Below are 20,849 nucleotides of genomic sequence, written 5' to 3'. Positions count from 1 at the left end.
ACGAGAGCCGGAAATTAACTGATCTTGTGAGCCCCGGCCAAGCCCGGTCGGGGCAATCCGTGACTCAGCGCATGAACAAGGGAAGGCTGGCAGCAAGAATAGGCCCGACACCACCCTCCCCATCCAGGAAGCCGGCAACCCTTGCCCCAAACAAAAAACCCGCCTGCAGGCGGGTTTTTTATGAGTTCGACGGGCTTATTGAGGTTCGTTCAGGCGCAGATCGGCTTCATGCCAGCCAAGCGGCAGCGCCAGCAGCTGATCGATCAGCTCCCGCCGATCGGATTTTTCCAGATAGGCGAGATAGAGGGGGCGACTCAGGGGCTGCGCCTCTTCCACCAGATGCAGGGCCCCCTTCTCCAGATAGGGGCTCACCATCCGCCGCGGCAGATAGGCGGCACCGCCATTGGCCAGCACGAACTGCAACGCCATGCTGGCGGAGCTCGAATGCAGCACTGGCGTCTTTTGCAGGCTCTGCAGACGGCTCGGCTGCGGCTCGAAACTGGTGCCCCAGTCCAGATGAATATGGGGCATCTGGATCAGGTTGTCGGCATTGGCGGCCGGCTCCCGGCTCACCAGCTCGAACACCAGCTCGCCGATGGGGTGCAGGGCGATCTCGTCGATCTTGGTGGGCTCGGAGAGCAGCGCCAGATCGAGGGAGCGCTCCAGCAGCTGCCGGCAGAGGTGCTCGCGCGAAGCCGTTTCCAGACGCACTGCGAGCCCGGGGGCCAGGGCATAGATGTGGTTGAGCCAGTCGTTGAAGTCAAGCTCCCAGAACACCGCAGGCGCCCCTATAGCCAGCTGCTGACTGAATCCGGGGGAGAGGGCCACATCCTGCTTGGCACGACCCAGGGTATGCAAGATGGCGTCTGCATAAGGCAGCAGGCGCTCACCGGAGGCCGTCAGACGAATATTGTTGCGATGGCGGGCAAACAGGCTGACACCCAGTTGCTGTTCGAGTTGGCGGATCCTGAAACTCACCGCCGACTGGGTCAGGTAAAGATTTTCGGCAGCCCGGCCAAAGTGCCGGGTCTTGCTTACTTCAATGAAGGTCCGAAGCAGCTCGGTATCCATTAATCGATGGACTCGTCACTGCCACCGCCACCGCCCACGTCAAAGCTGCCACCACCGCTGCTCTCTTCGCTGGCACCACCCACGACGGTGCAGAGACGATGAACACGCTTGGGACCAATCACCTTGAGGTACTTGAACCACACCTTGGCATGGGGGTTGGCACCGGCAGCGCCGGATTTGACCTGCTCGATGAAGGCAGACTCAACCTCGTCACGAGGAGCCAGGTTGCCCTGATAGAGTGCCAGCATGGCGGTACCGTACTTTTCCAGACTGTCCGCTTCGGCCACAGTGAATTCACCACTGCGACGCAGGCCACGGGGAAAATGTTTGAAGTCGTTGAAACGCTTGTCTGATTCGAAGCTCATAGTGCTCTTTTTTTCTGGTTAGTTTGACCTTTGCGGGCAAGTATCATCAGGCCATCGCCGAGTGCAAAATCAATTTTTTCACTATGTTAATAAAAAATTTTTATTGATGTCGATTTATCCCGACCCTATTGATGATTTCGTCTCAAAACAAGAAAAAATCATTGATAAATAACGGGCTTATGCCAAAACGATGTCATCCTGACAGGCCGGTTTGTCACCGCGACAGATAAAAACAAAGCGCCATATGGCGCTTTGTTTTTATCGCGAGTCAACTCGTGTCGCAGGGCTGCAGAGCGAGTTACTCAATCATGGCCGGTTGCGCCAGGTTGTCGGCACGCCACAGACGATAGCGCACTTCATATTCCTGGGGCACATAGATGACGAACGGCAGCTTGGAGTTGTAGTTCACAAAGAAGCCCTGGCCATATACCTGAACGAAAGACTCCTTCTTCTGTCCATCCGGGCAGGCCATCAGGGTGCTGATGGGGTCGGACACCTTGCCCAGCACCAGGTAGTTGTAGCCCCAGCCCTTGACGCTGTGCTGTTCCAGATTGCCGGCAAAACGTGGCACGTTGCAATCCACCATCATCTTCTTGCCAACCTGCAGCTCGACCATCATGTCGGCTTCTTTTTCGACTTCGGGCAGGCGGATCACCACACGTTCCTGATTCACGTCAGCGGCTGGGAACATGCTGATATCAAATTTTTTCGGCTCGGCAGCGACGGCATGGCCGCCCAGCAACAAGGCGCCCAGCAGGCTAAAACGCAGTACGGTTTTCATCTGTACCTCTTGGGGTTGGTTCAACGCCGCTAGACTAACCGCTCTGCCGATTTCATGCCAGCGCTCTGCGCCGCAAATCTCGCAGGAACCGGCACACAATGACGCTATCTGGTTATTTTCTGACATGGTGCACACGCCCGTTGCGGGAGCCTCATGAAAAAGGCGAGGCCAACTGACCTCGCCATGCACCAACTTACTCTTTTTTCACTATTTTTTAGCCGTCTCATGGGCCTGGATGACGGCCACCGCCTTGTCCGGGAAGTCGCTGAACACCCCGTCCACATCCGCCTGATAAAGGAAGATGTTCAGGAGATCGGTGAAGTCCTTGGCATAGGCAGGGATCTGTCCCTCATCCTGACGGAAGGTATAAGGATGCACCTTGAGACCGGCGGCATGGGCCTCTTTCACCATGTTGGTGAAGACCGGCTTGCCAGGAGTACCCGGCTCGGTCACCACCATCGGCTTCCAGGGGCCAATCCCTTCGGCATAGGAGGCGATGGTCTTCATGGCGCCCGGCTTGAACATCCAGTCGTAGTCATAGGGGGTCGCCTTGCCCTTGGCGGCGTAGACCATGGTCTCGTTCCAGTCGGTTTCGGCCATCAGCTGCACCAGCTTGAGATCCATCCCCATGGCGGGCATCAGCTCGCTGTTGATGCGCTTGAGCTCGTTGGCATCGAAGCATTGCAGATAGACCTTGTCATCCTTGGTGGTGTAGCCGTACTCCTTGAGCACCTTCAGCACCGCCTTGGAGATGTCCTTGCCTTCGTGGCGAAACAGCCAGGGCGCCTTGATCTCCGGATAGATGCCGACATTCTTGCCGGTGCTCTTGTTCATGCCCTGGATCATCTCGATCTCTTCCTGGAAGGTGTGGATCTTGAAGTTGGACTTCCAGAGCGGGAAGCGGGCGGGATAAACGGGGATCTGCTTGCCATCCACCAGCTGGAACGGCTCGGTCATGCGCAGGGAGCGCACCTCGTCCAGGGTGAAGTCCACTACATAGTAGCGCCCATCCGGGCGGGCCCGGCCGGGGAAGCGCTCGGCCACGTCAGTGATGCCGTCGAGGAAGTGATCGTGCATCACCACCAGCTGGTCATCCTTGGTCATCACCAGATCCTGCTCGAGGTAGTCCACCCCCATGGCGTAGGCCATGGCCTTGGACTCCAGGGTGTGTTCGGGCAGGTAACCGGAGGCGCCGCGGTGAGCGATCACCACCTTGCCTTCATCGACGGCCAGCGCAGGCAATGACAGGGAGGCCCCAAGGCCCAACGCAATGAGGGAAATAGCGAATTTTTTCATATGTGATGCTCTTTATTATTGTGTAGGTAGTTGTTCTATCAGAGGTTTATTGCAGTTTTAGGGCGGGCTGCCTGGCAGCAGCCCGCTTTTTCATCAGCTTGCCTTGGGCAAGGCGTGATGATGTTGCGCCAACCAGGCTTGCAGTTGCTGCTGTTCGGCGTCGGAGAGGCGCAGCCCCAGCTTGCTGCGGCGCCACAGGATATCTTCCAGGGTAAAGGCCCACTCGCGCTCGATGAGATAACGCACCTCGGATTCATACAATCCGGCACCAAAGTGCTGGCCACGCTCCTCTTTCAGCCAGAGGCGGGCATGGCTGCCATAGGCTTCGGCGATGCGCAGGGCACTGCGATCATCGAGCCAGTCGAATTCGAGCGCATAGGCGCGCGCCAGTTCGCGTACCGTGCAATCGAACTCGCCGCCGGGCAGGCGGCTGCTGGCGGTCCAGTCGTCGCCCATCTGGCTGAACCAGGGCTTGAGCTTGTTGCAGGCAGCCTGGGCCAGCTTGCGATAGGTGGTGAGCTTGCCACCAAACACCGAGAGCAGCGGCGCGCCGTCGGACTCGCCGGAGAGTTCCAGCGTGTAGTCGCGGGTCACCGCCTGGGGCGAGTCGGATTCGTCATCGCACAGCGGGCGCACCCCGGCATAGGTCCAGATCACATCTTTCGGGGCGATCTGGCGGGTGAAGTGGGCGTTGACCACCTTGCACAGGTAGTTGACTTCGGCGTCGCTGATCCTGGCCTCGCGCGGGCTGCCGTGGTGCTCCACGTCCGTGGTGCCGATCAGGGAGTAATCCTGCTGGTAGGGAATGACGAAGACGATGCGGTTGTCCTCGTTTTGCAGGATGTAGGCCTCTTCGCGCTCATGGATGCGCGGCACCACGATATGGCTGCCTTTGATGAGGCGAATACCGCGCGGGGATGCCTCGTGCAGGCTCTCGTCATAGAAGGTTTTGACCCAGGGGCCGGCCGCATTGACCAGACCGCGGCAGGAGACGGTGAACTGCTCGCCCCCTTCCCGCTCCAGGGTCAGGATCCAGTGTTTGGATCCGCGCACCGCCTTGACGCAGCGGGTACGGGTCTGCACGTCGGCGCCCTTGTCCCGGGCCATCATGGCGTTGAGCACCACCAGGCGGGCGTCATCGACCCAGGCGTCGGAATATTCAAACCCCTTGCTGATGCCGGCGGTCAAACCATCTTGCGGCAGGAAGCGCACGCCGCTGCTGCCCTTGAGCTTGTCGCGCTTGGCCAGATTGTCATAGAGGAAGAGGCCGGCACGGATCATCCAGGCCGGGCGCAGGTGCGGACGATGGGGCAGGCGAAAACGCATGGGGCGCGCGATATGGGGCGCCATGCCGAGCAGCACCTCCCGCTCCGCCAGCGCCTCTTTCACCAGCCGGAATTCATAATGTTCGAGATAGCGCAGGCCGCCGTGGATCAGCTTGCTGGAGTTGGACGAGGTGGCCGAGGCGAGATCCTGCGCTTCAAACAGCGCCACCTTCAGCCCACGCCCCGCCGCATCGGCCGCAATGCCGACGCCGTTGATGCCGCCGCCGACGACGACCAGATCATAATGTTCGCTCATGTTCACCTACTTTCATTTTTATGATTGCTATGGCAGCAATGTTTGATTTCGCTCATTTTAGAACATGAAAAACCAACAAACGAACATTTTATGGCGAAAGTGTGATCGCACCATCCCACGAAAAGCGGCAAATATGGCATGGCACGCTCACCAGCGATGCGCTGCCGGACAGGGGGTAGCGCAGCCCAGGTGAAAACTAGCCATTAAGGGATATGAAAATAGAAAAGCCGCCCGAATGGGCGGCTAATAGTGATATCTGCCGACGATGATCAGCAGATATGGCAGGCGATCTGGTGCTGCGCCATCAGGCGCACCAGCTTCTCCGGCGGCTCCTGATCGGTGAAGAGGGCGTGAACCTGGCTGAGGTTGCCGAGATTGACCATGGCATTGCGACCGAACTTGGTGTGGTCGGCGGCCAGGAACACCTGACGGGAGTGGGCAATGATGGCCTGGGCAATCTTCACCTCGTGATAGTCGAAATCGAGCAGGGAGCCATCGCTGTCGATGCCCGAGATGCCGATGACGCCATAATCCATGCGAAACTGGCCGATGAAGTCGCGGGTCGCCTCCCCCACTATGCCGCCGTCCCGGTTGCGGATCTCGCCCCCAGCGATGATGACGGTGAAGTCATCCTTGGCGGTCAGTATGCTGGCCACGTTGAGGTTGTTGGTGACGATGCGCAGCTCACGGTGATCGAGCAGGGCGCGGGCGATGGCCTCGGTGGTCGTGCCGATGTCGATAAAGAGGGAGGAGCCATCGGGAATATTGGCAGCTACTTCCCGGGCGATACGCTCTTTCTCCTTGAGCTGCATCACCTTGCGGGCGCTGTAGGCGGTATTGACCGTGCTCGAATGCAAAGAGGCACCACCGTGATGGCGCCGGATCTTGTTCTGTTCGGCGAGATCGTTCAGATCCCGGCGAATGGTCTGGGGACTGACGTCAAAATGGCTCACCAGATCGTCGGTCGAGACAAATCCCTGCCGCGTCAGGACCTCCAGGATCTCCAGATGTCGTTGGGTTTGTTTCACGCTTTCACTCCGATGATGAAACGAAAAAAGGCCCCGGCAGATGCGGGGCCTTCTGGCAGTTTACCTGATCCCCTTTGGGATCAATAAGCTGGGGATCACGTTTTATGCCTTATTGGCCGCCGCCTTGGCTGCAACGGCGATGTTCTCGTGCTTGAGGGTCATCGCCAGCAGGATGATGGAGAGCACGCAGGATGCGGTCAGCACCACGAAGCCGCCATCCCAGCCAAAGTGGTCAACGGTGTAGCCCAGCATGGCGTTGGCCGCGACCGCACCACCCAGGTAACCAAACAGACCGGTGAAGCCTGCCGCGGTACCGGCCGCCTTCTTCGGTGCCAGCTCCAGGGCATAGAGACCGATCAGCATGACGGGACCGTAGATGAGGAAGCCGATGGCCACCAGCGCCAGCATGTCGACGGTGGGATTGCCCGCCGGGTTGAGCCAGTAGACCAGCACGAACAGGGTTACCAGCACCATGAACAGGATGCCGGCCGGGGCGCGGCGGCCCTGGAACATCTTGTCGGAGATCCAGCCACACAGCAGGGTGCCCGGAATACCCGCCCACTCATAGAGGAAGTAAGCCCAGGAGGATTTGTCGACGGAGAAGTCCTTGGCCTCTTTCAGATAGGTCGGGGCCCAGTCCAGCACACCGTAACGAATGAGGTAAACGAAGGCGTTGGCGATGGCGATGTACCACAAGAGCTTGTTGTGCAGCACGTACTTGACGAAGATCTCCTTGGCGGAAAACTCCTGCTCGTGGCTCTCGTTGTAATCCTTCGGATAGTCGTTCTTGTACTCCTCGATGGGGGGCAGACCAACCGATTGCGGGGTATCGCGCATCACGAAGAAGGCGATGACCGCGATGGCAGCGGCGGCCGCAGCCGGCACATAGAAGGCACTGCGCCAGTCATTGAACCAGCCCATCCCCAGAATGAACAGCGGGCCTATCATGCCGCCACCCACGTTGTGAGCCACGTTCCAGACCGAGACGATCTCGCCCCGCTCTTTTTGTGACCACCAGTGCACCATGGTGCGACCGCAGGGGGGCCAACCCATGCCCTGTACCCAGCCGTTCAGGAACAGGAGCACGAACATGATGGCGATGCTGGAGGTGGCCCAGTGCATGGTGCCCATCATGAACATGATGCCGGCCGACAGCAGCAGACCGGCGGAGAGGAAGTAACGGGCGTTGGAGCGATCCGACACGTTGCCCATCAAAAACTTGGAAAGACCATAGGCAATAGAGACCCCGGACAGGGCAAAGCCGAGATCCCCGCGGGAGAAGCCCTGCTCCACCAGATAGGGCATGGCCAGACTGAAGTTTTTCCGGACCAGGTAGTAACCTGCGTAACCGAAAAAGATCCCGATGAAGACTTGCCAACGCATGCGTTTATAGAAGGGGTCGACCTTGTCAGCCGGAAGCCTGTCGATGTGCGGTGCAGGCCTGAAGAGACTAAGCATGTTCTGCTTCCTTATTGTTGTTATGGGCGGTTGAGGATGCCCTGACCAAGCTGACGAATCGAGTGAGTCCTCAAATTCGAAAGCGAGCCAATTGTGCGCATAAACGCTCACAAGTTCTGTGACACATGCTCAAATATTGCAGATTTATTACAAACAAAAAGCCTCAAATGAGAAATCAATCATCAAGCGCAACCCCTTGTACGGCAAGGGATAGAGACTACCACCTTGGGGGTAATTGGCCGTTATCAGGTTGCTTTACGTCACATTTTCTTAGCAATGAGTGGGATCTTGCCCACATTTCCCATGGCGGGGGGATGGTGAATTCGTCGGGACGGGTTATTTTCTCACACGTCCGATAACGAACAAAAACGAGCATAACGTTTGCGTAAGGTGAGAAAAAACAGGGAAACGTTTCCGGACGCAACAGATAGATAGAAAAACGATAAAACGGAACATCGACAATAACAGAACATCAAACCTCTACTACGGGTGGATACGAGGAATACAGATATGAGCATACAAAGACCCAATACCCTGCTTGGTGAGTGCATCGCCGAGTTTATCGGCACCGGCCTGCTGATCTTCTTCGGCGTAGGATGTGTGGCCGCCCTGGTGCTGGCAGGCGCCAATTTTGGTCAGTGGGAAATTTCCATTACCTGGGGCCTTGGCGTAGCCATTGCCATCTATGTGACCGGCGGTATTTCAGGTGCCCACCTGAACCCGGCCGTCACCCTGGCGCTGATGACCTTCGCCGGCTTTGACAAACGCAAGGTGGTGCCCTTCATCATCGCCCAGATGGCAGGTGCCTTCTGCTTCGCCGCCCTTGTCTACTTCCTGTATGGTAACCTTTTCACCCAGTGGGAAGTCACCCATAACGTGGCACGCGGCAGCATCGAGAGCCTCGGCACCGCCGGCATCTTCTCTACCTACCCCAATGCCCTGATCTCCAACCTGCAGGCCTTCGCGGTCGAGCTGGTGATCACCGCCGTGCTGATGCTGGGCATTCTGGCGCTGTGCGACAACAACAACGGTGCCCCCAAAGGTTTCGCCGCCGCCCTGCTGATCGGTATCCTGATCGCGGTGATCGGCGCCTCCCTTGGCCCGTTAACCGGTTTTGCCATGAACCCGGCCCGTGACTTCGGTCCCAAGCTGTTTGCCTTCTTCGCTGGCTGGGGTGATGTGGCCCTGACCGGTGGTCGTGACAACCCCTACTTCTGGGTACCCATCCTTGGCCCCATCGTCGGTGCCCAGATTGGTGCCGCCCTCTATGTGAAAGTATTGGCCCCCTGTGTGCCGGGCAACCGTGTTGCCACCACCGAGCAAGCCACCCAAACCGCCAAAGCCAAAGAAGAGGCCGCCGCGTAAGAGCGGCCCCATAAAACGTGGAGAACATCATGTCTGCTGAAAAGAAATATGTCGTCGCTCTGGACCAGGGTACCACCTCCTCCCGCGCCATCGTCTTCGATCAGGATGCCAACATCGTCGGCACCTCCCAGCGCGAATTTACCCAGCACTATCCGAAAGCGGGCTGGGTAGAGCACGACCCGATGGAGATCTGGGCGACCCAATCCTCCGTCTTTACCGAAGTACTGGCCAAAACCGGCCTTCGCAGCGAAGAGATCGCCGCCATCGGCATCACCAACCAGCGTGAAACTACCGTGGTATGGGAAAAGGCCACCGGCAAACCCATCTACAACGCCATCGTCTGGCAGTGCCGCCGCACCGCAGCCATCTGTGAAGAGCTCAAGGCCCGGGGCCTCGAAGAGTACGTGCGCGAAAACACCGGTCTGGTGCTGGACGCCTACTTCTCCGGCACCAAGGTGAAGTGGATCCTTGACAACGTGGAAGGGGCCCGCGAGAAGGCGATGAACGGCGAGCTCTTGTTCGGCACCATCGACACCTGGCTGGTGTGGAAGATGACCAACGGCGAAGTGCATGTCACCGACCCGACCAACGCGTCCCGCACCATGCTCTACAACATCCGCGATCTGAAGTGGGATCAGCGCATGCTGGACGAGCTGGGCATCCCCATGTCCATGCTGCCGGAAGTGAAGCCCTCCTCCGAGGTGTATGGCTACACCACACGTGGTGGCGGCTCCCGCATCCCCATCGCCGGTATCGCCGGTGACCAGCAGTCCGCCCTGTTCGGCCAGCTCTGCTTCGAAAAAGGGATGGCCAAGAACACCTACGGCACCGGCTGCTTCATGCTGATGAACACCGGTACCGAGCCGGTTCGCTCCAACAACGGCCTGCTGACCACGGTCGCCATCGGCCCGAAAGGGGAAGTGAATTATGCCCTCGAAGGTGCCGTGTTTATGGGCGGCGCCACCATCCAGTGGCTGCGTGACGAGCTCAAGATCATTCACGATGCTCGCGACACCGACTACTTCGCCTCCAAGGTGGGCGACACCAACGGCGTCTACCTGGTACCGGCCTTCGTCGGTCTGGGTGCCCCCTACTGGGATCCGTATGCTCGCGGCACCATGGTCGGCCTGACCCGCGGCGCCAACCGCAACCACATCATCCGTGCCGCACTGGAATCCATCGCCTATCAGAGCCGCGATGTGCTGGATGCGATGCAGCAGGACTCCGGCATCAAGCTGGCGGCCCTGAAGGTGGACGGTGGCGCGGTAGCCAACGACTTCCTGATGCAGTTCCAGTCCGACATGATGCACACCCCGGTAGTGCGTCCGACCCGTATCGAGACCACCGCCATGGGCGCCGCCTTCCTGGCAGGCCTCGCCGTCGGCTTCTGGAAGAGCTCGGACGAGCTGGAAGACAAGTTCAGCGTGGACAGAGAGTTTATCCCGCAGATGGACCGTGACGAGCGCGCCAAACGCTACAACGGCTGGAAGAAAGCCGTCGAGCGTTCCCGCCGCTGGGCCGAAGAGGATTAATCGGCTAGCCGACTCCTTTTTGGAAACAAACATGCCAAGAGGCCGACAGCGATGTCGGCCTCTTTTTTATCTCGCGCTCTGTGTGTTCTGCCTTGACGACCACCTGCATCATTGAACCATCAAGACATCCATGCTCATCTCTAGCCTGCCAGAGGCCGAGAATGGGTTGGCACCTATATTCCTCCCAGCCCTGTTCAGCCCTTAGAGGGTGTGGCTGCCTAATTGCTCCTTCAAAAAATCGAGCCAGACCCGCAGCCGGATATCCCGCTGGGCATCTGAATAGAAGACCGCATTGATGGGGCGCGAAGCGCCGCTGTTGCTGCGAGCCAGTACCTCCACCAGGACGCCGCTCGCCCGATCCGGCCCGGTCATAAAGTCCGACAGGCAGACAATCCCCTGCCCCGCCAGCGCCAGCTGACGCAATGTCTCGCCACTGCTGGCACGCAGGGTCGGGTGAATGGGAAAGCGATCCCCCTGCTCTTCACTCAGTAGCGGCCAGTGATTGAGGTGATCGGGATGCAAAAAGCCGAGCAGCTCGTGACCCGTCAGCAGATCCGCCGGCTGGCGCGGGGTGCCGCGCGCCTTCAGATAGTCGGGAGAGGCCAGCAGCCGCAATCTGGATCGTCCGAGCGGCAGGGCGCGCAGGGAGGAGTCGCTCAGCTCGCCGATACGAATGGCCATGTCCACCCGCCGCTCCATCAGGTTGATAAAGCCTTCGGAGCTGTGCAGTTGCAGCTCGATACTGGGATAACGGCGGCGAAACTCGCCGATGATGGGTACCAGCCGATGCAGGATAAAGGGGGTAGCGGCATCGACCCGCAAGATCCCCTCCGGCTGTTCGCGGCGCATCAGCAGCAGCCCCTCCGCCTCGCTCATCTCGGTCAGGATCTTCACCGCCCGCTGATAGAACCAGCTCCCCTCCTCAGTCAGGCTGACCCGCCTCGTGGTGCGATTGAGCAGCACGGTAGCGAGCTTCTCTTCGAGCCGCTTGATGCCGCGGCTCACCACCGAGTTGTCCATGCCGAGGTTCTCCGCCGCCTGGCGAAAACTGCCCGCCTCCACCACCGCCACAAACAGGGTCAGTTCATCAGAATGGGTCTTCATTGCTGTTATTCCGGCAAGAGTAATGGGCCTTTATAGGCGCATTGGCCATGCACTGGCAAGGCCAACGGGACGCTACCAGCCGCAAAATCCTCGCCAATAACGTGATGGCCAACCCATCTATCCATCGGGCTTATGGGTAGAATGCCCGCCATCAGGCATCGTATGGCGCCACACATACTCACCAAGAGAGACCCCATGACATTCGAAGAGCGACTGGCCGCCGCCCATCAGGAGCTTGCCAGCAAGGGCGTATGGCAATCCCATTACGCTCCTCTCCTGTTCAGACTGCTGCGCAGGCTCGGTTACCCGGTCAAGCCACCCCACTATCAGAGCTGGCTTGCCAACCTGCTGGGATTTGGCATCAGCGCCGGGCTGATCTGGGGCCTGTTGATGTGGCTGTTCAGCTGGCATGGCACTGAAATGGAACCCGTTGACGCCCTGCGCCAGACAGCCCTGTTTGCAGCCCTCTTCGGTCTGCTGATGGCAAGCAACATAGGAATAAGGCGCAAACAGCTGAAATTGACCCCGTGGGAGCAGCTGGCCCCCACGACAACGACCCCCACCATCCATGAGTGACCCCATGTTCAACCAATTTTGTCCCCGCTGCGGGGTTGAAACCGCTCACCGCGAGCGGATCCTGCCCAAGATTCAGCACCACGAAGAGTCTCCCAGCGGGGTCCTCAAGGCCTTTCTCAGCGGCCTTTTTTCCGGCTCAAGCATGAGCGGCATCGCCGCCATGGATCAGGTCGACCGCTATCTGGTTTGCACCAGATGCGGGCTCGATACCCTGGCCAATCAGGGCGAGGAGTTTCAATAGGCAAGGTTTCTTCTGCCATCATCAACTCATCGACACCGCGCGGATAAGCCGGCGAACCATCGACCAGCAGGGAGCAACCCAGATGAAAGCCCATGAAAAACTGAACTATGTGGAGTTTGCCGCCAGGGATCTCGCCGCCACCAAGGCCTTCTTTCAGGCCGCCTTTGGCTGGCAGTTTGCCGATTACGGCCCCGACTACTGTGCCTTTGCCGGGGAAGGGCTCGATGGCGGTTTCTATCGCGCCGATCTCTGCAGCCAGAGCGCGCAAGGCGGGGCCCTCCTGGTGTTCTACAGCGCCAATATTGAAGCGACCCAGGCCAAGGTGGCCAGCGCTGGCGGCAGCATAGTACGGCCGCTCTTTGACTTTCCCGGTGGCCGCCGCTTTCACTTTACCGAGCCCAGCGGTAATGAATTTGCCGTCTGGTCGGAGTCGGCCAGCGCCTGATAGCAAGGGGGCGCCCTGCTGGTGTTCTACAGCCCCGATATTGCGGTGACCCAGAGCAAGGTAGCTAGCGCGGGGCACCATAGTTCGTGCCCTTGTTCGATTTTCCCGCTGGCTGCAGCTTCCACTTTGTTGAGCCCAGAAACAATGAATTTGCAGTCTGGTCTGGGCCAGACTGCATCTAACCCCTATGGGGAAGCAAGTCAGCATTTTTCAGCTGCTTATTCTATGCGATATCATGCTATTATATTTCGGCGCTAAGACTATTACAGGATAACACTGAAAATGATGTTCCCGACAGAATTTGAGCGTTCTCATGAATTGTGTTTATATATTCACGATGTCATGGTGGAATTTATTAAGTCTGGGGAGATGCATGATGTTTTCAATCAGTCTATAAATATAAATGAAGAAGAAATTTCTTCTTTAGAAAAGACCGACCAACATATCTTGGATTGGCTTGAAGAAAACAACAGAAGTGAGCAAAGAAATTTAGTAATACGAACTGTTGTACTGCCAGCAGTCTTATCAGACATGTTACATTGTATTTTTGAAGGCCTATCTACATCCAAAAAAGTAAAATGGCAGTTTCCTTTATGTTGTTGCGAAAACCATTACAGGAAAGCTTATATCTGCTTGAGTCAATGGCGATAGATAAAAACTCATTTGTAGAGCATTTATCTAAAGACCCATTATTTCTCAGGCCTAAAAATGGAGGTGGGCCAGTAGGCCATGCTCAACGAATAGACATTGTTTTAGATAAGATGGGTTTAAGGGAAATATTCAGCAGTCAATATATTTCTGAATTACGATATGACAAAAAGAGCTATGATAGCTTCGATAGAGTTTGTAATCATGCGATGCATCTTTTTACCGAACACTCATCGATAAAAACAGATTTATTGAACATAAATTTTATTTTTTCAGGTGTTGAGCAAATCTATAGTCAGCAACGATATTTATACACAAGGCTTCCATATTTACTTTATTATATTTATTGCCTTTTTGAATATATTGCTAGTGATATTGCACCAACGACTGCAGAATATGTAGAAAATATCAACCGTAGAATATCAGCATATTTTCTAATGGCCTATATCGATATGGATAATGAATTTATCACTGATGAGATACATAGACTGGCCAATCTTTTTAGGTATGCGTTAAAAATAGATCAGACACAATCGTTGAATTCATCCTCAATTATAAAAAGACTGGTTCATATAGCAGAAACAGGGTCATTGACGACAAATTAAGATAATCAGTCATAAAAAATCTCACTACTGCGATTGCTGCTCTCCCTTCAATACTGTTTTGTGGCCAGCGCCCTGTTTCCTGTGATAGACGGTGGGCATACTGAACCTTCATTTTGCAAGGAGGTTCAGATGTCATCGCCCGTGATAGTGATTGCCCAGCTTGAGGCCAAACCCGAATTTGCCGCCCAGTTTCGCGCCGCCTTGAGCCCCTTGATCGCGGCCACCTTGCAGGAGTCGGGCTGCCTGCGCTATCAACTGCATCAGGATCTGGACCATCCACACAGCTGGATGCTCTACGAGGTGTGGGAGAGTGAAGCCGCCCTCACCACTCACCAGAGCCAACCCCACTTTATCGAGTTTCTCGCCAAAACCGGGCCCTGGTTTGCCGGCAGCACCATTCGCCATTATCAGCCGCTGGGTACCTGAATGGCTCGTATCCCTGACGACGACACAAAGCACAGCCTTGCCCTTTCGCCCTGCCCTTTGATCTGTAAAGAGGGGCCAATCAATTTGAGGAATAGCATGATGAAGATGCCCAACCTGGGTCTTGGAACCTTCCGCCTGTCCGGGCAACCCCTGCGTGACTCCCTGCTGCAGGGGCTTGAGCTTGGCTACCGCCATATCGACACCGCCCAGATCTACGCCAACGAGGCCGAAGTGGGCCAGCTGATGGCCGAGAGCGGCGTGCCCCGCCAGGATATCTACCTGACCACCAAGGTGTGGACCAGCGAGTTTGGCCAGGGCAAGGTGATCCCGAGCCTGGAGATGAGCCTGGAAAAACTGGGCTCCGACTATCTGGATCTGGCGCTCATTCACTGGCCCTCCCCCAGGGATGAAGTGCCGATGGCGGTCTATCTGACACAGCTGGCCGAGGCCAAAGCCCGGGGCCTGACCCAGGAGATCGGGGTCTCCAACTTCACCGTTGCCCAGCTTAAAGAGGCCATCGAGATCCTGGGGCCAGGCTCCATCGCCCACCAGCAGGTGGAGGTTCACCCCCTGCTGCAAAACCGCAAGGTGGTGGAGTTCTGCCAGGCACAGGGCATCGCCGTCACCGCCTATATGCCGCTCGCCTATGGCAAGGTGCTGAGCGAGCCGCTGCTGATGGAGATCGGCCAGCACCACGGCGTCTCTGCGGCCCAAGTGTCGCTCGCCTGGCTGCTGGCGCAGGGCATGGCGGTGATCCCGAGCTCCACCAGGCGGGAGAACCTGACCGCCAATCTGGCCGCCCTCAAGGTGACGCTCAGTAGCGATGAGATGGCCGCCATCGCCACCCTGGATCGAGGCGAGCGCTGCGCCAACCCGGACTTTGCCCCCGCCTGGGATAACTAAGCCGGGATGTAACGCCCCTAGCAGCCAAAAACAAGCCGGGCGAAGGCGCTCCCGCCTTCGCCCGGATCTGCGGGAGCAAACCCCGCTTGCTGCTTTATCACGCCCCGTCAATCACCTCCCGTCAGGGGACGTTTGGGCAGAGCGCAGGATCAAACACTTGGTTCCAGTCCGACTTCATGTCGACCACCACCCAGCCCCGCGCCTTCGCCTGAGCCAACCCATCGACCAGCTTGCCACTGGCCGGAGGGTGACTGTCATAGGCATATTCCCGCTTGGCGTCCGTGTGGTGGACCAGCAGACCAAAGGTACGGTAGTCGGGGTTGGTCGAGGTGTACTGCAGCATGGGCACATCGCCATCGCTGTTGCCAAAGGCCGCCACCGGGCGCTGTCCCATAAAGAGGTGGATGGCCGCCGGTTTGGCCTTGCCATCGTCATAGTAGGCCCCCGTCATGGTCTTGCGGATCGCTGACCCATCCTCCGTCAGGGTAAACTCCCCTTGCGCAAACGACCCCACCACCTGCTGCGGCGGTATGCCATACATAGGCTCCGCCAGCTCCCGGATAAAGTCGGCGCCACCACCGGAGACAATCCAGGTCTTGAAGCCGTTTTCCCGCAGATAGGTGAGCAGCTGCTTCATCGGCAGATAGCCAAGCTGGTTGTAGTGGCAGCCATAGCGGGGATCTTTTTTGCTGCTCACCCAGTTGTTCACCCGCTTGGCAAATTCCGTGGTGGTCATGCCGCTGTGCGTCAGGGCCACCAGTTGCACAAGCCCCTTCTCCCCCATCCTGGTCAGAGCCTTGAGATCATCGTTCAGCACCGCGGCGACGACGGGCTCTTTTTTCCACTCAGGGTGGTCTGGCACCAGACGCTTGATCTCGTCTATCGCAAACTGCAGCTGAAACGTCAGGGGCGCCTCTGGCCACAGGGTGCCGTCATTATCAAACACCACAAAGCGCTTATCTTCCGGGATAAAAGTGGCCTTTTGCTGATCCGTGGCATCAGCAACCCATTGGGTGATCGCCTGCTTGGCGGCTGTGTCATTCCAGGCGAAGAGGGGATCCTGCGGGGCGGCCTGGGCGGCAAAGGCACCGCACAGCAAAAGAAGGGAGGATAGTCCGGTCAGTTTCATCTTGTGTCCTGTTTTGCAAGGGAAAAGCCATGACTGGCAGCCCTGAGCGACATCCCCCGTCATGTATCCGGGCCACTCCTGCACCAGCGCCTAAACCATCTACCGGAGCTTACCCCAACGCCCAACGAGTGCAATATGACACCACTGCCAATAGCCACAGCAAGCCAGGGGGAGAAGGCGATTAACGGCCAGATTGATGTGAATTGATCAAAAGTCATTTGAACATGCCGTCATTTTTGCCAACAAACTGCCTCGGCATACTGGCGCCATTCTCCCGTCGGGAGTCACCATCCAAGGAGTTGTTATGCCACTGGCGTTGTTTGCCCTCACCTTAAGTGCCTTTGCGATCGGCACCACCGAATTCGTGATCGTGGGGCTGATCCCCACCATCGCCGAGCAACTGAATGTCTCGCTCCCCTCGGCGGGCCTGCTTGTCAGCCTCTATGCCCTTGGGGTCGCCATCGGCGCCCCTGTGCTCACGGCACTCACCGGCAAGGTACCGCGCAAGTGGTTGCTGGTGGGGCTGATGGCGCTCTTTACCGCCGGCAACCTGCTGGCCTGGCAGGCGCCCGGTTACGAGAGCCTGATTGTGGCCCGCATCCTCACCGGGCTGGCCCACGGGGTCTTCTTCTCTGTGGGCAGCACCATCGCCACAGGCCTCGTGGCCAAAGAGAAAGCGGCGAGCGCCATCGCCATCATGTTCAGCGGCCTCACCATCTCGCTGGTGACCGGCGTACCGCTCGGCACCTGGATTGGTCAGGTGTTCGGCTGGCGCGAAACCTTTCTGGTGGTAAGCCTGCTGGGGTTGGTAGCCATGGTGGGCAGCCTGCTGCTGATCCCCAATAACCTGCCCAAAGGAGCCGCCTCGACCATCCGCGAGCAGCTCTCCGTGCTCACCAAAAAGCCCTTGCTGCTGGTCTATGCCAAGACGGCGCTGGGCTATGGCGGCGCCTTCACGGCCTTTACCTTCCTGGCCCCCATCCTGCAACAGGTGAGCGGTTTTAGCGCTGGAGCGGTGAGCCTCATTTTGCTGGTATACGGGGTCTCGGTCGCCGTCGGCAATATCTGGGGCGGCAAGCTCGCGGACAAGATGGGCCCGCTGCCCGCCCTCAAGCTGCTATTTGCAGGTCTCGCCATGGTGCTGCTGGTGCTCACCTTCACCGCCCCCCACCCGGTACTGGCAGTGCTGACCGTGCTGGTGTGGGGCGCCTTTGCCTTTGGCAACGTACCCGGGCTGCAGGTGCTGGTGGTGAAACAGGCCGAGCAGCACACTCCAAGGGCGGTGGACGTGGCCTCCGGCCTCAATATCGCCGCCTTCAACGTCGGCATTGCGCTGGGCTCCGTGGTCGGCGGCCTGGTGGTGGAGCACCTCGGTCTGATGCACACCCCCTGGATCGGCGCCCTTATCGTGCTGCTGGCCTATGTCCTCACCCATATCAGCGAGCAGCGTGAAGCCAGACTGGCGCTGGCAATCTAGTCCGCCACGCAACAGAACGAGAAGGCCGACATCCTGTGTCGGCCTTTTTCATTGGCAAGATGGCAATGGCTCAAGACTCCTTGAGATCCTCATCGGCGGCCCTGTTGCGCCTGCTACCGGTGGAAGTGAGCATCTCCTCCCCCGATGGCGGCTATTTTCTCTGGCTCGAGTTTGACCCGCGCCTCGACAGCCGCTCCCTGCACGCCCGGGCGCTGGCCAGCGGTTTCTCGCTGGCCCCCGGCGCGCTCTTTTCCAGCAAGGGGCTGCACAACCACTGCCTGCGGCTCAACAGCTCCCATCCCTGGAGCGAGCAGTTGGAGGGGGCTCTCACCCGGCTGGCAGAGCTTATCCACCAGCAGCTGGACGCCATTCCCCCAAAAAACAACAAGGCCCCGTAACGGGGCCTTATCGACAATCCATGTACTAACCGGGGATCAGGCGGGGGCATCCAGCTGGGCCACCTGGCGCTCTATGCTGCCTTTGAGGTTGTCATCGAGCTTGAGGGCGCGCGCCAGCTCGTCGAGATAGCCGCGTTCCATAAAGTGATCCACGTCGATGGCGAGCAGGGAGGCAAGATAGACCTCGGTGGCCAGCTCCATGTCGGTCACTTCCCGCGCCAGGGCGTGGGGATCGAGCGGGCGGGCCAGTTCGGCATCGATCCAGTGCGCCGCATCGCTCTGGCCCTGTTCGGTCAGATATTGCTGGATCTTCTGACGCTCGTCGTTATCGATATGGCCATCGGCCCGGGCCGCCGCCACCATGGCCCGCACCAAGAGAGCTGCGCGGGCATCCAGCGCGTTGCCCTGCAAGGTGCCGATGGGCTGGGTCGGCTGCGCCGGGCTGCCCTGCTGTGCCTGCCAATCCTGATAGAGCTTGTAGGCCAGACCGCCGAGGGCCGCCGCCCCACCGACCGCCGCCACCTTGCCACCATATTTGCGCATCTTCTTGTTGCCAAGCAGCAGGGCCATGGCACCGGCGGCGAGGCCACCCTGAGCCATCCCCTTCATCTGCGCCTTGCGGCTATCGCCGCCTTCATTGAGCCAGCCCTTGCCAGCTCCCATCAATTGCTCCAGCATTTGTTTCATGGGACCTCCTCGTTGGATGGTGAACCATGCTGAACCTGCCCCACTGAACTCAAGGTGAATGGATGCCACTGCCCCGCCTGCTGTTACTGACTCTGCTGACCCTGATGGCGTTCGCCGCCAACTCGGTGCTCTGTCGGCTGGCTCTGTTTGAAGAGCGGATGGATCCCGCCCTCTTCACCCTGCTGCGCCTGACAAGTGGCGCCCTGGTACTGGTGCTGCTGTGCGGCGCGCGCAAAAAATCGCCCCGTCAGGGGGATTGGGGCGGTGCCCTGGCTCTTGTCATTTATGGCGCGGCGTTTTCATTTTCCTACCTCACCCTGACCACGGGCACCGGCGCCCTGCTGCTATTTGCCGCCGTGCAGATCAGCATGCTGGCACCGCCCCTGCTGCGCGGGGAGTCTCTGCCCCGGCGCCAGTGGCTCGGCCTGCTGCTCGCCATGGCAGGCCTGGTGGTCTTGCTGCTGCCCGGCCTCAGTGCGCCGGATCCGCTGGGGGCAGCCCTGATGATAGTGGCCGGCATCGCCTGGGCCGGCTATACCCTGCGGGCCTCGCGCTTTGCCGATCCGGTTGCTGCCAATGCCGGCCACTTTCTGCGCGCCAGCCTGCCGGCCGCCCTGATCTATCTGCTGCTCGGGCAGTTGCAGACCAGCCCCGCCGCCATCGGTTATGCCTTGGCCTCGGGGGCGCTGGCCTCCGGCCTTGGTTATGCACTCTGGTATCTGGTGTTGCCCCATCTTGGCCGCACCCTGGCCGCCAGCGTCCAGCTGCTGGTGCCCCTACTCGCCGCCCTGGCCGGGCTCATCTGGTTGAATGAGTCCTGGCCACTGCGCTTGATATTGTCGACCCTGGGCATCTTGGGGGGGATTGCCCTGGTGATTGCCGGACGCCCCCCATCAGGAGAAAAATCATCATGAAGATGTTCGTACTGCTGCTCGGTTGCGCCCTCTCTAGCCCCCTGCTGGCCGCAGTGGAGAACAGAGATGCCAAACAGACCAAACTGGACGCCGCCTGCCAGCAAGCCCAGCAGCAATTGATTGAACAGGGCAAGCAGCAGCGGATCGACGCCTGCATCAAGGAAGGCGGCAAGGCTGCCAAGTGCCGGCAGGAGTTCGCCAGCTTCGGCCAGCGGGAGGGCAACAAGCGCCCTGCCCTTGGCGACCTGCCCCCCTGCCAGCAGGCAGAAACCTACCGCAAGAGTTACCGGCAATGAACCCGGATCAAGGAGAGTACATGACCCCACCCCGCGAGTTGACCCTGCAATTTCTGGCCGAGCCTGCCGACGTGAATTTCGGCGGCAAGGTGCATGGCGGCATGGTGATGAAGTGGATCGATCAGGCGGGCTACGCCTGCGCCGCCGGCTGGTGCAGCGGCTATGCGGTCACCGTCTATGTGGGGGGGATCCGCTTTTTGCGCCCCATCCAGATAGGCCAGCTGGTGGAGGTACACGCCCAGGTGATCCACACAGGCACCACCAGCATGCACCTGGCGGTGGATGTCTACAGCCGCCACCCCACTGAGGCCCAGCGTCACAAGACCACCCATTGCATCATCATCTTCGTTGCCATGGACGAACAGGGCAAACCGACCCCGGTACCCCAGTGGCAGCCGGTCTCGGCCGCCGATCTGCAGTTGCAGCTCTACGCCAAGAAGCTGATGGCCCTGCGCGAGCAGATCGACCAGGAGATGCGCCAGCACCTCTAACCCCAGTCAGTCGGGACGGGCCCCGTGTATAA

The 20,849-nt window shown here is 58.8% G+C and carries 23 protein-coding genes and 2 pseudogenes; 15 read left to right on the top strand and 10 right to left on the bottom strand.

Features of this window, described 5'->3' with window-relative positions:
- Positions 1-195 precede the first annotated feature (195 nt).
- From hdfR to glpT, 7 genes are all read right to left on the bottom strand, one after another.
- Entirely contained in the window at positions 196-1,071 is an 876-nt protein-coding gene (hdfR, locus tag ACB034_RS00885; protein ID WP_026457942.1) for an HTH-type transcriptional regulator HdfR, read from the bottom strand.
- Positions 1,071-1,436, bottom strand: a complete 366-nt coding sequence (gene maoP, locus ACB034_RS00880; RefSeq protein WP_042028657.1) for a DUF413 domain-containing protein — start codon at positions 1,434-1,436, stop codon at positions 1,071-1,073. Before maoP ends, hdfR begins: the two co-directional genes overlap by 1 nt.
- 298 nt (positions 1,437-1,734) lie before the next feature.
- Complete coding sequence (eco, locus tag ACB034_RS00875; RefSeq protein ID WP_026457944.1) at positions 1,735-2,217, bottom strand: serine protease inhibitor ecotin; 483 nt, start codon at positions 2,215-2,217, stop codon at positions 1,735-1,737.
- 207 nt (positions 2,218-2,424) lie between these two features.
- Positions 2,425-3,513: a glycerophosphodiester phosphodiesterase gene (gene glpQ / locus ACB034_RS00870; RefSeq protein WP_371171835.1), complete on the bottom strand. Its 1,089-nt coding sequence runs from the start codon at positions 3,511-3,513 to the stop codon at positions 2,425-2,427.
- Positions 3,514-3,606: 93 nt separating this feature from the next.
- Complete coding sequence (gene glpD / locus ACB034_RS00865) at positions 3,607-5,094, bottom strand: glycerol-3-phosphate dehydrogenase (protein ID WP_338610329.1); 1,488 nt, start codon at positions 5,092-5,094, stop codon at positions 3,607-3,609.
- A gap of 269 nt (positions 5,095-5,363) precedes the next feature.
- Positions 5,364-6,122 (bottom strand): DeoR/GlpR family transcriptional regulator, encoded by a 759-nt coding sequence (locus ACB034_RS00860; protein WP_026456932.1) that lies wholly within the window; start codon positions 6,120-6,122, stop codon positions 5,364-5,366.
- A gap of 102 nt (positions 6,123-6,224) precedes the next feature.
- On the bottom strand, positions 6,225-7,580 hold the full coding sequence (gene glpT, locus ACB034_RS00855) for a glycerol-3-phosphate transporter (protein ID WP_042028653.1): 1,356 nt from the start codon (positions 7,578-7,580) through the stop codon (positions 6,225-6,227).
- 510 nt (positions 7,581-8,090) lie between these two features.
- On the opposite strand from glpT, the gene ACB034_RS00850 reads away from it, so the two are divergent.
- Together ACB034_RS00850 and glpK are read left to right on the top strand one after the other, a co-directional pair.
- Positions 8,091-8,945: an MIP/aquaporin family protein gene (locus ACB034_RS00850; protein ID WP_042069858.1), complete on the top strand. Its 855-nt coding sequence runs from the start codon at positions 8,091-8,093 to the stop codon at positions 8,943-8,945.
- A 29-nt stretch (positions 8,946-8,974) separates the two neighbouring features.
- Positions 8,975-10,477 carry a glycerol kinase GlpK gene (gene glpK / locus ACB034_RS00845; protein ID WP_042028651.1) on the top strand — a complete coding sequence of 501 codons (1,503 nt, stop codon included), beginning with the start codon at positions 8,975-8,977 and terminating at the stop codon, positions 10,475-10,477.
- Between the two features lie 201 nt (positions 10,478-10,678).
- On the opposite strand, the gene ACB034_RS00840 is transcribed toward glpK, so the two are convergent.
- Complete coding sequence (locus ACB034_RS00840) at positions 10,679-11,581, bottom strand: LysR substrate-binding domain-containing protein (RefSeq protein WP_371171834.1); 903 nt, start codon at positions 11,579-11,581, stop codon at positions 10,679-10,681.
- 195 nt (positions 11,582-11,776) lie between these two features.
- Here ACB034_RS00840 and ACB034_RS00835 point away from each other — a divergent pair, with 195 nt between their 5' ends.
- The 8 genes and pseudogenes from ACB034_RS00835 (at position 11,777) to dkgB (ending at position 15,425) form a co-directional block, all read left to right on the top strand.
- A complete protein-coding gene (locus ACB034_RS00835) occupies positions 11,777-12,157 on the top strand; it encodes a DUF6404 family protein (protein WP_371171833.1) in 381 nt (126 codons plus the stop codon).
- 4 nt (positions 12,158-12,161) lie between these two features.
- Entirely contained in the window at positions 12,162-12,398 is a 237-nt protein-coding gene (locus ACB034_RS00830) for a hypothetical protein (RefSeq protein ID WP_371171832.1), read from the top strand.
- An 82-nt stretch (positions 12,399-12,480) separates the two neighbouring features.
- Positions 12,481-12,843 (top strand): VOC family protein, encoded by a 363-nt coding sequence (locus tag ACB034_RS00825; RefSeq protein WP_371171831.1) that lies wholly within the window; start codon positions 12,481-12,483, stop codon positions 12,841-12,843.
- A gap of 3 nt (positions 12,844-12,846) precedes the next feature.
- Positions 12,847-13,025: pseudogene (locus ACB034_RS00820) on the top strand (VOC family protein); the annotation flags it as partial.
- A 100-nt stretch (positions 13,026-13,125) separates the two neighbouring features.
- The gene (locus tag ACB034_RS00815; RefSeq protein ID WP_371171830.1) at positions 13,126-13,494 is read left to right on the top strand and encodes a hypothetical protein; all 369 of its coding nucleotides are present in this window, start codon (positions 13,126-13,128) and stop codon (positions 13,492-13,494) included.
- Positions 13,485-14,096, top strand: coding sequence for a hypothetical protein (locus ACB034_RS00810; protein ID WP_371171829.1), 612 nt, complete (start codon positions 13,485-13,487; stop codon positions 14,094-14,096). The genes ACB034_RS00815 and ACB034_RS00810 overlap by 10 nt, the downstream gene beginning before the upstream one ends.
- 129 nt (positions 14,097-14,225) lie before the next feature.
- Positions 14,226-14,522, top strand: coding sequence for a putative quinol monooxygenase (locus ACB034_RS00805; RefSeq protein ID WP_371171828.1), 297 nt, complete (start codon positions 14,226-14,228; stop codon positions 14,520-14,522).
- A gap of 96 nt (positions 14,523-14,618) precedes the next feature.
- Positions 14,619-15,425: a 2,5-didehydrogluconate reductase DkgB gene (gene dkgB / locus ACB034_RS00800; RefSeq protein ID WP_371171827.1), complete on the top strand. Its 807-nt coding sequence runs from the start codon at positions 14,619-14,621 to the stop codon at positions 15,423-15,425.
- Positions 15,426-15,546: 121 nt separating this feature from the next.
- Here dkgB and ACB034_RS00795 read toward each other — a convergent pair whose 3' ends face one another.
- Positions 15,547-16,554, bottom strand: coding sequence for an HAD family phosphatase (locus ACB034_RS00795; protein WP_061475713.1), 1,008 nt, complete (start codon positions 16,552-16,554; stop codon positions 15,547-15,549).
- 304 nt (positions 16,555-16,858) lie between these two features.
- Between ACB034_RS00795 and ACB034_RS00790 the strand changes: the two genes are divergently transcribed.
- Positions 16,859-18,031, top strand: a complete 1,173-nt coding sequence (locus ACB034_RS00790) for an MFS transporter (RefSeq protein WP_371171826.1) — start codon at positions 16,859-16,861, stop codon at positions 18,029-18,031.
- Positions 18,032-18,126: 95 nt separating this feature from the next.
- Positions 18,127-18,429: pseudogene (locus ACB034_RS00785) on the top strand (PLP-dependent aminotransferase family protein); the annotation flags it as partial.
- A gap of 36 nt (positions 18,430-18,465) precedes the next feature.
- Here ACB034_RS00785 and ACB034_RS00780 read toward each other — a convergent pair.
- Positions 18,466-19,116, bottom strand: a complete 651-nt coding sequence (locus tag ACB034_RS00780; protein WP_371171825.1) for a tellurite resistance TerB family protein — start codon at positions 19,114-19,116, stop codon at positions 18,466-18,468.
- A 62-nt stretch (positions 19,117-19,178) separates the two neighbouring features.
- Between ACB034_RS00780 and ACB034_RS00775 the strand changes: the two genes are divergently transcribed.
- The 3 genes from ACB034_RS00775 to ACB034_RS00765 are packed head-to-tail and all read left to right on the top strand — an operon-like array spanning position 19,179 to position 20,817.
- Positions 19,179-20,030 (top strand): DMT family transporter, encoded by an 852-nt coding sequence (locus ACB034_RS00775; RefSeq protein WP_371171824.1) that lies wholly within the window; start codon positions 19,179-19,181, stop codon positions 20,028-20,030.
- Positions 20,027-20,326: a hypothetical protein gene (locus ACB034_RS00770; RefSeq protein ID WP_371171823.1), complete on the top strand. Its 300-nt coding sequence runs from the start codon at positions 20,027-20,029 to the stop codon at positions 20,324-20,326. The genes ACB034_RS00775 and ACB034_RS00770 overlap by 4 nt, the downstream gene beginning before the upstream one ends.
- Positions 20,327-20,346: 20 nt before the next feature.
- The gene (locus ACB034_RS00765) at positions 20,347-20,817 is read left to right on the top strand and encodes an acyl-CoA thioesterase (protein ID WP_371171822.1); all 471 of its coding nucleotides are present in this window, start codon (positions 20,347-20,349) and stop codon (positions 20,815-20,817) included.
- Positions 20,818-20,849: the final 32 nt, after the last annotated feature.

It is taken from the genome of Aeromonas sp. S18(2024), from assembly GCF_041402525.1.
Classification (GTDB): Bacteria; Pseudomonadota; Gammaproteobacteria; order Enterobacterales; family Aeromonadaceae; genus Aeromonas; species Aeromonas enteropelogenes.
The sequence above is the reverse complement of the archived record's forward strand: the minus strand, read 5'-3'. Positions and strand labels throughout refer to the sequence as shown.